Genomic DNA, 12,757 nt, shown 5'->3' with positions numbered 1-12,757 from the left:
GATCCATGGCACGTGACCACGAGCCACCCGTACGGGAGCGAGACGAGGCGGCGCGGCGCGTGAGGCGCGAGGACGTCGAACGCGAGGAATGGGGTCGCCCCGCGGGCGAGGGCAGGATGCACCGCCCGCCCGCCGAGGGCGCGCGTCCGCGCGGCGGGCAGCGCGGCGTCGAGGAGCTACCCGATCGCGGGCGGCGTCCGGTCCGGGATTCGGCGCGAGTCGGCGACGACGAGCGGATCGGCAAGGGGGAGTTGTCCGATCGGGAGCGGAGGGCGTCCAGGGACGCGGCCGAGCGGCGCGGGCGCCCCGGTCGCGCCGACGGTGTCCGTGCCGATCGGGCGCACGTCGACCGGGCGCGCGCCGAGCAGACGCGGGCCGAGCAGGCGCGGGCCGAACGAGCCGCCGCCGAGCGCGGCCGCGGCAATGGCGCGCGGCCGCAGCGGCCCGCCGAGCGTCCGATGCGCGGCGAGCGGCCCTTCCGCGCCGACAACGGCCGCGGCGGGCGCGTCCCGTCGCGGCCCGCGAAGATCGACTACGCCGCCGACCGCGCGATGGGCGCACCGCGCATGGACAAGGCCGCGCAGCGCGCGAAGGCCAAGGCGGACAGGCGCAAACAGTCCGGTCCGCCGCTGCTCGACGACTCGACCAGGGCGCGGCTGGAGGCGGTCAGCCGGGAGGGCTCCGGCCTGCGCGCGGCGTGGGCGACCTTCCGCATCCGCACCGACGACATCCGCCGCCGCAACTACGCCGCGCGCGCCGAGCAGACCATCGAGGACGGATTCGACCGCAGCACAGCCCAACTCACCGACCGCGGCTACGCGGGCGCGGGCGGCGGCCGGATGAACGTGGTGGGCCGCCCCGTGGAATACCGCGCGACGACGGCCCAGGTGGCCGGCCTGTGGCCGTGGTCGGTCGGCGCGGGCGCGCCGCTGATCGGCACGCCGCTCGGCTCGCACCTGCACACCGGCGCGCCGGTCTGCTTCGACCCGATGAACTGGTTCATGCGCGGCAGCTTCATCACCGCGCCGAGCCTGTTCGTGTTGGGCCTCAACGGTTTCGGCAAGTCCTCGCTGGTGCGCCGGATCGTGCTCGGCGGCATCGCGCAGGGCATCACGCCGCTGGTGCTCGCCGACGTGAAGCCCGACTACCGCAAGCTGGTGGAACTGGTCGGCGGCCAAGTCATCGACCTCGGCTACGGCCACGGCAAACTGAATCCTCTTGCGGCCGGTGTGCTCGGCTCGGTGGTCCCGCAGCTGGAGGAGTTCCCCGCGCTGCAACTCCAAGTGCTGCAAGACATGCGGGCCAGGCAGGTCACCCTGATCGCGGGTCTGGTCGAGCTGGTGCGCGGCGCACGGGTGCGCGACTACGAGGAGACGCTCATCTCCACCGCGCTGCGCATCCTCTTCCAGCCGGGCAGCGGCTACACCCCGGACCAGCCGCCGATCATGGAGAACCTGCTGGAGGTGATCCAGGCGGGCGGCGAGGAGCTCCAGCTCGACGCGGGCGCCGACAATCCCGCCGAATACCAGGTCGCGATCAAGGGGCTGCGCCGCTCGCTGCGCGCGCTCACCCAGGGCCCGTTCGGTGCGGTCTTCAACGGCCAGACCTCGGTGCCGATCGACACCGAGGCGGTCGCCGTCTGCATCGATGTCTCGCACATCCCGACCGGCGACAAGAAGCTCAAAGCCGCTGTGATGCTTGCCTGCTGGGCCGACGGCTTCGCCTCGGTGGAGGCCGCGCACGTGCTCGCCGACGCCGGCCTCGGCCCGCAGCGGTACTTCCAGGTGGTGATGGACGAGCTGTGGCAGGTGCTCGGGCTCGGCGACTTCATGGTCGATCGCGTCGACGAGCTGACCCGTCTGCAGCGCGGCCTGGCGACCGCGCTGATCATGATCAGCCACACCATCAAGGACCTGCAGGCGCTCGGATCGGAAGCCGCGATCGCCAAGGCGCTCGGCTTCCTGGAACGCGCCCGCGCCAAGATCTTCGGTGCGCTGCCCGCCGAGGAGGTCAAGCGGCTCGACAGCACGGTTCCGTTCACCTCCGCCGAGGAGGATATGGTCACCGGATGGTCGGCGCCGCAAGCGCTCACCGGCGAGGCACTGAAACCGGGACAGCAGCGCCCTTCCCCGCCCGGCACGGGTAAATTCCTGCTGAAGATCGGTGAGGATCGGCGCCCCGGCATTCCGTTCCACATGGAATTCACGTTGTCGGAGAAGGAAAGCGGAATCCACGACACGAACCAGCGGTTCAGTGAATTCACCGGCGGCCCGGACAACGAATCCACCGCGCGCGGTGGTGAATCCCCGAACGGGAGCGCGGCATGAGATACCGTCCAGGACGCGGAGCAACAAGGATCGGCCGAGCGCCTGGGCGGGCGGTGTTGTTCGGCGGAAGGAGTGCCGCATGATGCCGCATCGTTCGTATCGCAGAGTATCGCCGGAAGTGCGCAAGGCCGCCGTCGAGCAGGTCATCGCGCTGACCGGCAAACTGCGCAGTGAATCCGAGGCGTGCCGGGTTGTCGCCGAACAGATCGGCGTGCACACCAATTCGGTGCGCAATTGGGTGCGCGCCGCGGAAGGCCCCGGCCTGGAACGCATGGACGCGATCGCGCTGCGCCGCAAAGTGGCTCTGCTGCAACAACAATTGGCGGCCGCCGCCGAAATGAACCGCACCCTCGCCGACACACTCAACGAAGCCCGACGCCACACGTGACCATTTCCCCCGAGTCGCATTCGACCATCGGCGACCCGCCGCCTCCCCGTGCGAGGGCGAGGTGAGCGCCCGCGGCGTCTTGTGGACCGCCCTCGGCGCTGTGGTCGGACTGATCGCCCTGGTGCTCGTCGTGGTACTGCCCGCCGTCGAGGATCCGTGCGAGGACGCCACGGTGCTCGGTCCGTCGCAGACCGCGCTTCCGCCGCTCGGCGGCTACGCCCCCGGCGACCGGCCCGCTGCCGCGGCTTCCGGCGAACCCACTGTCTCCCAGGCGAATCCGAGTGTCACCGGCACCCCGTCGCTGGCCGCGGGCGTCGGCCCCATCCGCCGCACCCTGCCGATGGCGGTCGGCACCTTCACGGTCTCGGACGTCTTCGGCTCCCGCAACGGCGGGCACCGCGGCGTCGACATGGCGGCGACCGACGGCACCCCGATCTTCTCGGTCGCCGACGGCAGGGTGGTCGCGGCGGGACCGGCCTCCGGCTTCGGCAACTGGATCGTCGTCGACTCGGTCGACGTCAACGGCCGGTCGTATTCCGCTGTGTACGGGCACATGTGGGACCACGGCGTGCTGGTGCGGGTGGGGGAGACGGTGCGCGCGGGTCAGCAGATCGGCGCCGTCGGCTCGGCGGGCGAATCCAGCGGCCCGCACCTGCATTTCGAGATCGTCCCCGGCGGGCGCTTCACCGGCGGCCGCCAGATCGATCCGCTGCCCTGGCTGGACGGCGCGCCGACCCCGGATCTCGGTGGGGCGCAGTGGTACTCGTCCGATCCGCGCTGCCAGCGCGGTTTCGGCAGCGCGGGCGGCGCGCTGGCCGCGGGCAAGGTGCCGCCGGAACTCGAGATCTGGTACCGCCGCGCGGGCTCGCTGTGCCCGCAGATCACCTCGTCGCTGCTGGCCGCGCAGGGCAGGCAGGAGTCCGGATTCCGCAGGGGCGCCACATCGCCCGCGGGCGCGCAGGGTCTGGCGCAGTTCCTGCCGGGCACCGCGGCCGCCATCGACCCCGACGACGGCAGGCCGTACGTCATCGACGCCGACGGCAATGGCGTGGCGAGCGTGTGGGACGACGGCGACGCGATCATCGGGCAGGGCCGCTACATGTGCGCCATCGCCCGCAAGGTGACCCAGTGGATGGCCGAGGGGCGCGTCCAGGGGGATGTCACCGCGCTGACGCTGGCCGCCTACAACGCGGGCGAGGGCGCGGTGCTGGCCTCCGGCGGCATGCCGAATCAGTATGCGGCGCACTACTCCGAGACCAGGCCCTACGTGGCCAACATCCTCGCGATGGAACCGCAGTATCGCGCACCGGGCTCGACGGGCCGCTTCAGCCCGCAGGAGGGCAACGCGGGCGCGCAGATCCTGGAGGCCGCGCACGACTGGCTCGGCACCCCGTACGTGTGGGGCGGCGGCGGGCCGCAGGGCCCGAGTGGCGGCGGCTTGGACGGCCCCGGTCTGACCGCGGCCGCGGTGTTCGCCGCCTCCTCGGGCGCGGTGACGTTGCCGCGCACGGCCGAACAGCAGTGGGAGGCGGGCTACGAAGTGCCGACGAGCAAGGCGCAGCCGGGAGACCTGGTGTTCAGTTCCTTCGGTCCGCGCGGGCCCGCACAGGTGGGAATCTATGCCGGTGACGGACAGATGATCCAGTCCGTGCCCGGTTCGGACGCGCGGTCGGGCGGCGGCGTGAGCGAGGTCGCGGTGCCCGGCGACGCACGGCTGCGGAGGGTGCTGTGAGCGAACATGCGCTGGCGCGAGTTCCGATCGGGCCACCGCGGTGTCGGTGCGGGCGGTTAGCCTTGAAAGACAGGGCAACTGCACGCGTGAAACTGGTGGTGATGCTGGTGATGAGCGTGACGATGACGATCGCGGCCTGCGGGCGTGACGAGACCGGCGAATCGGGTTCCGGTGCGCCGCAGCCCGCCACGTCGACGACCCGGCTGCTCGAACAGGTTCCCGCCCCCGATCCGGTGACGCCGGACGGCGTCGCGGTCGCGGCGTTGCGGGAGATCTACACCTGGCGACCGGCGGGAGAGGGTCCGGGCGACTCCCTGGTCAGGGCTCGGAAGTGGCTCGGCCCCAGCCTGATCCGGATACTCGAGGGCTCGCTGTCGAGCAGCGAGACTCCCAAGCCCTCGCTGCAGTGGGCGGACTGGGCCAAGGCGAACGCCACCGTCGAGGCGTTCACCTTCGCCTCGGGTGACCGGCCGCCGCCCGGTCCCGATCCGGACCTCACGCAATTCAAGATCGGCATCGAACAGACCGTCGTCTACCCGAACGGGCGCAAGGAACCGCTGCCGCCCGCGACGGTGATCGCCACCGTGGTGCGCACGCCCGACGGCTGGCGGCTCGACGCGTTCCGCTGACCACACGCTTTCCACCGCACGGGATTCGAGGAGGCAGACATGGCAAAGAAGAAGAAGGTGACGGATCCGGCGATACCCGGACCCGATCTCGGCCTGTTATCGGTCTACGCCGGTGCCGTGGTGATCGGAACGCTCTTGGTGGCGCTGCATCTCGGCAACCAGATGGCGGCCGAGCCGCAGGACCTGCCGGTGAACCCGATCGAGATCGTCGCCGGGATCGCGCGCGGCAAGTACACCTGGCCGACCGGCGCGACGGTGATCTTGCTGCTCGTGGTGCTGTGCGCCGTCGCCTACCTGGTGGTGCGCACGCAGATGATCAAGCGCAAGTCCAAAGGCGCGCTGCCCGTCGACGAGAAGGCACAGCACATGGGGTCGGGCGGCGCGATCCGCGCGCTCACCGAGGCGGGCGTGCGGGAGAAGGCCGAACAGCTCGGGATGAACCTCGGCTACGACGACGCCCCCGGCGTGCCGATCGGCGTCGGCGTGGCCGACGGCGTCATGCTGTACGGCTCCTACGAGGATCTGCACCTGGACATCTGGGGTCCGCGCCAGGGCAAGTCGACGTCGAGGGTGATCCCGGCGATCCTGTCCGCGATCGGCCCGGTGCTGTCCACCTCGAACAAGCGCGACGTCGTCGACGCGACCCGCGACGTGCGAGAGTCCAAGGGCAGCCCCACCTTCGTGTTCGATCCGCAGGGCGTGGCCGACGAGAGCCCGAGCTGGTACTGGAATCCGCTGGACTGGGTCGACGCTGGGCACGAGGGCTGTGAGATGCGCGCGCAGCGGCTGGCCGGGCACTTCGCCGACGCCGACAACGGCACCGAGTCCAAGTCCGACGAGTTCTTCGACCCGGAGGCCGAGGATCTGCTCGCCGCGCTGTTCCTGGCCGCGGCGGTCGGCCAGCGGCCCATCGTGCAGGTGTGGGACTGGGTCACCAACCCGGTCGACACCGAGGCGATCGAGTTGCTGCGCAACGCTCGTCACCACTACATGGCCTCGGGCCTCGCGATGCAGTACAACGCCGATCCACGCACCAGGAGCGGTATTTTCGGCACCGCCAAGAAGATGGTTCGCTGCCTGCAGCTGTCGAACGTGCACAGCTGGATCCTGCCCGGCGCCGACCCGAGCAGCGGCCAGCCGCGCAGGCAGTTCGACGAGCTCGAGTTCATCGAGCGCAACGGCACGCTGTACTGCCTGTCGCTGGAGGGACGCGGCTCGGCCGCGCCGCTGGTGAGCGCGCTGACCGAGGCCGTCATCGACGTGGCCATGCGCAAGGCGTCCCGCTCCCGCGGCGGCCGCCTGCCCATTCCGCTGCTCGCCGTCCTCGACGAGGCCGCCAACGTGGTGCGCTGGAAGGATCTGCCCAAGCAGTACAGCCATTTCGGTTCGCGCGGCATCGTCGTGATGACGGTGTTGCAGTCCTGGGCGCAGGGCGCGCGCTGCTGGGGCGACGCGGGCATGCTCGCGCTGTGGTCGGCGGCCAACATCAAGGTGCTCGGCAGCGGCGTGGACGACATGAACTTCCTGCGCGACCGCTCCGAGGCGATCGGCGAGTACGACTCGATCTCCGGTTCGGTGTCGGAATCCAAAGGCAGCAAGAGCTATTCGCGCTCGCTGGGTTCGTCCAAGACGTTCAGCGTCAACGCGCTCACCACGCTTCCGCGCGGCCGCGCGATCGTGTTCACCTCGGGTCAGCCCGCGGTGCTCGTCCGCACGGTCCCTTGGTGGGAGGGCGAGTACGCTTCGGACGTGAAGAAGTCGATCGCGCAGCACGATCCGCAACGCAAGACCGAGATCACCGACCTGATCGGCTCGCCCTCGCTGACCAAGTCCACCCCGCCCCCCGAGCAAGGGCAAGTCGAGGAGGTTCGCCCCCTGTGAGCGCGCATAGCGAGCTGGTCAACGGCACGGCACTAAGCGCTAGCGAGGTGGAGTCGTGACCGAACAGCAGCAGCAGATGATTTACACCAACGTCGTCGAGTTCGTCGAGAACTACCTGAGCCTGGTGTACCGGCGGCAGGTGACCGATATCAGTGAAACGGTGTGGTGCCCCGAGTGGTGGAAGCATGCCGAGGCGGTGGCGCGACTGGACGCGTTGTGGCGCGCCTGGGAGCACTACCGGTTGGAGCCGAGCACCGGGCTGAGCGTCTGGTTCCTCGACCATGCCGATCCGCACATGACCAAGCTGTTCGATCCGCGCGGGCCGTTCAAGTACTGCAGTGTGCGCAACGGGCACAAGGACATGCTGAGCCCGCTGCCGCTGAAGTCCCCCGCGCAGGGGATGTTCGGCGATCCGACGGTGGGCGATTTCCGGGTGTAGCGGATACCAGAACGCCCGCTGAAATCAGCGGGCGTCCTTGGTGTTTCAGATTCTTCGCGCGGTCACTGCCTGGCGCGTTCGAGGCCGCGCGCCTCCGGTTCCCTGCCACGGGTCGCGACGGCGCGGTTCTCCTCGGTGCGGGCGCGGATGGCCTCTTCCGGCGGTTGGCCCTGGCCTACCTCGATGAGCATGCGGACCGCCGCCAATTCCGGTGCGACGCCGATCCGCGAGAGGTGGGCCGCGATCGCCATCCGTCGTTCGGCCGAATCGTACCGAACGACAGATTGATTCGCGGCGGACGCGGTGGCCGCCATCCGGGTGGCCTCGGCTTGCGCGGAGAAACGATCCTTCTCCAGTGAAATGCCCTTGGCCGGAGCCGCTTTCTCGACCATGCGCGCGAGCTCGAGGTTGCGCGGATCCTTGGCCTTGGAGTCGCGAGCCTCCCGAATCTGGAGTTCGCGGGCCTCTTTCATGCGGGCCTCGGTGATCTTGGCGCGCGCCTCGGCTTCCTTCTGACCACGCTCACGGGTGCGCAGTGCGACCAGGGTCGCCAGCTGCAACATACTCTTTATCATGGCCGCGGTTTCCCCGGCGATGTCGTCCAGTTCCTCGGACATGGCTGCTCCCCGATGCTGCAGTGATCACTATGGATGATTGTGGTGCTTCGTCACGGACACCGCCACGCGAACCGTAGTTCGTCGGCCGGCGCCCCGCCTGCAAACGTGGACACCAGGAGGTCTCGTTGCGTCGCATTCCCTCGTGGCTGGGGATCGCCCATTAGGGATGGCTACGCTACGCGAACTCCACGTTTCGAGATTACCCGAGAAAGGCGTGGCACAACCGTACGGACGTGCCGGTAACAGCATATATCGCACAATTACGACACGCCCGGGGAAGCGCCGGACGATCTTCGGCACAGGTGCTGCCCTGTCGGAGATTTAGGCTCGCCTACCCTGAGTTGCCCGAGCGCAATAGACTTCGGGCCCGATCGCCGATCACGGCGCCGGGCCCGAAGAAGTTGCCGACGATTCAGTCCAGGCGAACCGACTGGATGGTCACCGGCGAGGTGGGCTTGCCGTCGCCGGGGCCGTTGGAGTTGTCCTGTCCGGCCTTCGCGATCTTGTCCAGGGTGGCCATGCTGTTCTCGTCCACCGTGCCGAAAATGGTGTACTGCGGCGGCAATTGCGAGTTGCCGTAGACGATGAAGAACTGGCTGCCGTTGGTGCCGGGACCTGCGTTGGCCATGGCGAGAGTGCCGCGCTTGTAGTCGATCGGCAGCTGGGAACCCGGGTCGCCCTGGGCGTACTGATCCGTCGGGTACTCGTTGTCGAATTCGTAACCGGGACCGCCCATTCCGGTGCCGGTCGGGTCGCCGCACTGGAGCACCTTCAGCGTCTCGTCCGCGGTCATCCGGTGGCAGTCGGTGCCGTCGAAGTAGCTCTGGCTGGCCAGGCTCACGAAGCTGTTGACGGTGCAGGGCGATTCGGCGTTGTTCAGGGTCAGGCCGATCGGTCCCTGGTTGGTTTCCATGCTCACGCTGACCTTGGCGTCGCCGCCGGTGGTCGGGATGCCCTCGGACTTGGACGGCTTCTGCACCGGCTTGTCCGCCGGCTTCGCGCCGTCCCGGTAGGTGCAGTTGACCAGCTCGGGCTTGGCCTTCGCGGCGGGCGCGGCCGCGGACAGCGATGCGTCCTTCGTCTCGGAGGCGGTGTTCTGGTTGTCCTCGCCCTTGGTCAGGAAGTAGACGCCGGTCACAGCCGCGATCACGACGACCACGCCGAGCGCGGACCCCGCGATGGTCAGTTGCTTGCGTCGGCGCGCGCGTTCGGCCCGGTTGGCCAATTGGCGCTCGAGCTTGCGTTTGGCCGCTGCTCGTCGCTGTTCGTTGCTCGGCACTACCACGTTCCTCCCGTGTCGGCTTGCTTCCGAGGTAAGAGTGTGCCATCTCTTCCTGAGACCGCCCGGCAGTTCCTCGGACGGGTCGAAGGCAAACCGGTTGGACTCGAGGGCCGGTAGTGGTGGAAACTGGACCATCGTGACCAAGACCAGCAGCTTCTCCGCCCCGAGGGGGGTACCGGACTACGTGCCACCCGGCTCCGCCGAGTTCGTCGCCGTACGCGACGGCCTCGTCCATGCGGCCCGATTGGCCGGGTACGGGCACATCGAGCTGCCGGTGTTCGAGCAGACCGCGCTGTTCGCGCGCGGCGTCGGCGAGTCCACCGACGTGGTCAGCAAGGAGATGTGGACCTTCGCCGACCGCAACGGCGAGAGCTTCACCCTGCGCCCGGAGGGCACGGCGGGCGTGATGCGTGCCGTCATCCAGCACGGCTTGGACAAGAGCGGCCAGTTGCCGCTGAAGCTCTGCTACGCGGGTCCCTTCTTCCGCTACGAGCGCCCACAGGCCGGTCGCTACCGGCAGTTGCAGCAGGTCGGCGTCGAGGCCATCGGCGTGGACGATCCGGCGCTGGACGCCGAGGTCATCGCGATCGCCGACGCGGGCTACCGCAGCCTCGGCCTGGACGGCTTCCGGCTGGAGATCACCTCGCTCGGCGACGAGACCTGCCGTCCGCAGTATCGGGAGCTGTTGCAGGACTTCCTGTTCGGCCTGCCACTGGACGAGGAGACCAAGCGCAGGGCGCAGATCAACCCGCTGCGCGTGCTCGACGACAAGCGTCCCGAGGTGCGCGAGCTGACCGGCGACGCCCCGTTGATGATCGACCACCTCTCCGAGTCCGCCAAGACGCACTTCGAGCAGGTGCTCGGTCACCTCGACGCGCTCGGGGTGCCGTACGTGCTGAACCCGCGGATGGTGCGCGGCCTGGACTACTACACCAAGACCACCTTCGAGTTCGTGCACGACGAGCTGGGCGCGCAGTCCGGCATCGGCGGCGGAGGGCGCTACGACGGCCTGATGGCCGAGCTCGGCGGTCAGCCGCTGTCCGGTATCGGGTTCGGTCTCGGTATCGACCGCACCGTGCTCGCGCTGCGGGCGGAGGGCAAGACGGCCGCCGTGCCGTCCCGCTGCGACGTGTTCGGGGTGCCGCTGGGCGACGCGGCCAAGCAGCGCCTCATGGTGCTCGCGGCGCAGCTGCGCGGCGCAGGCATCCGCGTCGACCTCGCCTACGGCGGGCGCGGCGTGAAGGGCGCGATGAAGGCCGCCGACCGCTCTGGCGCCAAGTTCACCGTGGTGCTCGGCGACCGCGACCTGGCCGAGAACAGCATCGCCGTGAAGGACATGGCGACCGGCGAGCAGCGGCACGTGCCGCTCAGCGAGGTCGTCGGCGTCCTGCGCGAGGCGCTGGTCGCCGGGCGCTGACCCACCGGCGGGCGGGGTGCGGGGACGAAAGTCCGGTGCTCCGCCCGGCGTCGCGCCGCTCGTGGTCGCGCGCGGTACCGTGACTGCGCGCCGCCGCTGCGGTGACCCTGCGGAGAGGTGGAGAGTGGACGCGAATCCCGATCAGCCGGAACCGGTTCCGCCGGTCGGACTCGATCTCGTCGCCCCCGAGACGTACGCGCCGATGCTGCGGCGGCTGGCACTGGCGGCGGCCGGTGTCGGGATCGGCGCTGCGCTGCTGGCGGCCACCGTCGTCGATTGGCCGATCGCGATCGCCGTCGGTCTCGTCGTCGGGCTGCCCACCGTCGGCTACGCCTTGGCGCTGCGGCGCCGCCGCATGTGGGTGACCGGTACCACGATCCACGCCCGCCGGGTGTTCGGCGAGCGCAGACTCGAGCTCCCGGCGGCCACCGGCGTGGAGATCCTCGTCTTCCCGGCACGGCTGAGCCGCATCGCGCTGCGCGTCACCGCAGGCCCGGACGTTCAGCTGATCCCGCTCGCCATGTACACCGACGCGGGCAGCGGACGGGAACTGCACCTGCTCGGGTTGCGCAAGCTCGCCGACGCCCTCGCGGCGAGCCATTTGGCCGCCGCGGTCGCGGTCTCGGCGCTCTTGGTGCACCAGCTCCGCGCGGAGGCCCGCGATGCCCGCCTGGAGGAACGCCCCCTCTACCGCGCCGTCCAACTGGCCCGCGCCAAGGATTACGTGTCCCCCGTCGTCCTCACCGACAGCGAAGTCACCGAACTCGGCTGATCCCACACGCCCGCAGACGCCCCGTCTGTGGGGCGTGCACGCGGCCTGTGGGGACATGAGGCGTTGCTCACGGGTGGGTTCTGGCCACCGTGAGGCTGAGTAGGGTTGGCCTGAGTGTCCGTCCAACGCAAGGAGTTCCTGTGAGCACCGCCGCTCGGAACGCGCCCGTGACCGTTGCCGTGACCGGTGGAGCCGGGCAAATCGCCTACGGCCTGCTGTTCCGCATCGCCTCCGGCGCGATGCTCGGACCGGAGACACCGGTGCGGTTGCGACTGCTCGAGATTCCCGCCGCGGTCGCCTCCTTGGAGGGCGTCGCGATGGAACTGGAGGACGGCGCGTTCCCGCTGCTGGAGTCCATCGACATCAGCGACGATCCGTGGGTGGGTTTCGACGGCGCCAACGTCGCGCTGCTGGTCGGCGCGCGCCCGCGCACGGCGGGCATGGAGCGGTCCGATCTGCTCGCCGCCAACGGCCCGATCTTCACCGAACAGGGCGAGGCCATCAACGCCAGCGCCGCCGACGACGTGAAGGTGCTCGTGGTGGGCAACCCGGCCAACACCAACGCCTTCATCGCCATGAGCAACGCACCCGACGTGCCCGCCGAGCGCTTCACCGCGATGACCCGCCTCGACCACAACCGCGCCATCGCCCAGCTGGCCAAGAAGACCGGCGCGCCCGCCGCCGAGATCGCCCGCGTCACGATCTGGGGCAACCACTCCGCCACCCAGTACCCCGACATCACGCACGCCACCATCGCGGGCCGCCCCGCCTTCGACCTCGTCGACGACGCGTGGCTGCGCGAGGACTTCATCCCCACCGTGCAGCAGCGCGGCACCGCGATCATCCAGGCCCGCGGCGCGTCCTCGGCCGCCAGCGCGGCCAGCGCCGCCATCGACCATATCCACGACTGGGTGCTCGGCACCCCTGCGGGCGACTGGACCTCCATGGCGGTCCCGTCCGACGGCTCCTACGGTGTCCCCGAGGGCCTCATCAGCTCGTTCCCGGTCACGTGCGCCGACGGCGCCTACACCATCGTCCCCGACCTCACCCTGGACGATTTCTCCCGCACCCGCGTAACCGCGACGATCACCGAGCTCGAACAGGAACGCGACGCCGTCGTCGACCTCGGCTTCGCCAAGCACGCCTGATCCCGGCGGATCGTCCAGGCGCTGCGCGTGGCTCTTCGGGGTCCCGGCTTCGTCCGCCACCGGCATCGCGTCCGCCGTCGGTTCCTACCGTTTTTCCTGTCGGTCTCGGGGCCGGGTCGATCGGA

General features: G+C 69.8%; 11 protein-coding genes. 9 read left to right on the top strand and 2 right to left on the bottom strand.

The genetic code is table 11. The features are described 5' to 3' along the window. The first annotated feature begins 5 nt into the window (after positions 1 to 5). The 6 genes from AB0H50_RS00370 to AB0H50_RS00345 all read left to right on the top strand — a co-directional run bounded on the left by AB0H50_RS00370 (position 6) and on the right by AB0H50_RS00345 (position 7,396). Positions 6 to 2,327, top strand: a complete 2,322-nt coding sequence (locus tag AB0H50_RS00370; protein WP_357444411.1) for a hypothetical protein — start codon at positions 6 to 8, stop codon at positions 2,325 to 2,327. 79 nt (positions 2,328 to 2,406) lie between these two features. After that, entirely contained in the window at positions 2,407 to 2,715 is a 309-nt protein-coding gene (locus tag AB0H50_RS00365) for a transposase (protein WP_357444408.1), read from the top strand. Between the two features lie 61 nt (positions 2,716 to 2,776). Then, complete coding sequence (locus tag AB0H50_RS00360; protein WP_357444405.1) at positions 2,777 to 4,447, top strand: peptidoglycan DD-metalloendopeptidase family protein; 1,671 nt, start codon at positions 2,777 to 2,779, stop codon at positions 4,445 to 4,447. Between the two features lie 86 nt (positions 4,448 to 4,533). Next, on the top strand, positions 4,534 to 5,076 hold the full coding sequence (locus tag AB0H50_RS00355) for a hypothetical protein (RefSeq protein ID WP_357444402.1): 543 nt from the start codon (positions 4,534 to 4,536) through the stop codon (positions 5,074 to 5,076). A gap of 39 nt (positions 5,077 to 5,115) precedes the next feature. Next, positions 5,116 to 6,957, top strand: coding sequence for a TraM recognition domain-containing protein (locus AB0H50_RS00350; protein WP_357444399.1), 1,842 nt, complete (start codon positions 5,116 to 5,118; stop codon positions 6,955 to 6,957). 55 nt (positions 6,958 to 7,012) lie between these two features. Then, positions 7,013 to 7,396, top strand: a complete 384-nt coding sequence (locus tag AB0H50_RS00345) for a DUF4913 domain-containing protein (protein ID WP_357444396.1) — start codon at positions 7,013 to 7,015, stop codon at positions 7,394 to 7,396. Positions 7,397 to 7,458: 62 nt separating this feature from the next. Here the strand turns inward: AB0H50_RS00345 and AB0H50_RS00340 are convergent, their stop codons facing one another. Both AB0H50_RS00340 and AB0H50_RS00335 read right to left on the bottom strand, forming a co-directional pair. Continuing rightward, on the bottom strand, positions 7,459 to 8,013 hold the full coding sequence (locus AB0H50_RS00340) for a hypothetical protein (RefSeq protein WP_357444393.1): 555 nt from the start codon (positions 8,011 to 8,013) through the stop codon (positions 7,459 to 7,461). A gap of 412 nt (positions 8,014 to 8,425) precedes the next feature. Beyond that, on the bottom strand, positions 8,426 to 9,292 hold the full coding sequence (locus AB0H50_RS00335; protein ID WP_357444390.1) for a peptidylprolyl isomerase: 867 nt from the start codon (positions 9,290 to 9,292) through the stop codon (positions 8,426 to 8,428). A 139-nt stretch (positions 9,293 to 9,431) separates the two neighbouring features. On the opposite strand from AB0H50_RS00335, the gene hisS reads away from it, so the two are divergent. The 3 genes from hisS to AB0H50_RS00320 all read left to right on the top strand — a co-directional run bounded on the left by hisS (position 9,432) and on the right by AB0H50_RS00320 (position 12,632). Then, positions 9,432 to 10,712 (top strand): histidine--tRNA ligase, encoded by a 1,281-nt coding sequence (hisS, locus tag AB0H50_RS00330; protein WP_357444387.1) that lies wholly within the window; start codon positions 9,432 to 9,434, stop codon positions 10,710 to 10,712. A 124-nt stretch (positions 10,713 to 10,836) separates the two neighbouring features. Beyond that, positions 10,837 to 11,484: a hypothetical protein gene (locus AB0H50_RS00325; RefSeq protein ID WP_357444384.1), complete on the top strand. Its 648-nt coding sequence runs from the start codon at positions 10,837 to 10,839 to the stop codon at positions 11,482 to 11,484. A gap of 140 nt (positions 11,485 to 11,624) precedes the next feature. Next, positions 11,625 to 12,632 carry a malate dehydrogenase gene (locus tag AB0H50_RS00320; RefSeq protein WP_357444381.1) on the top strand — a complete coding sequence of 336 codons (1,008 nt, stop codon included), beginning with the start codon at positions 11,625 to 11,627 and terminating at the stop codon, positions 12,630 to 12,632. The last annotated feature ends 125 nt before the right edge of the window (positions 12,633 to 12,757 follow it).

The organism is Nocardia sp. NPDC050793, assembly GCF_040654065.1.
GTDB lineage: Bacteria > Actinomycetota > Actinomycetes > Mycobacteriales > Mycobacteriaceae > Nocardia.
This window is presented reverse-complemented; position numbering and strand designations above follow the sequence as displayed.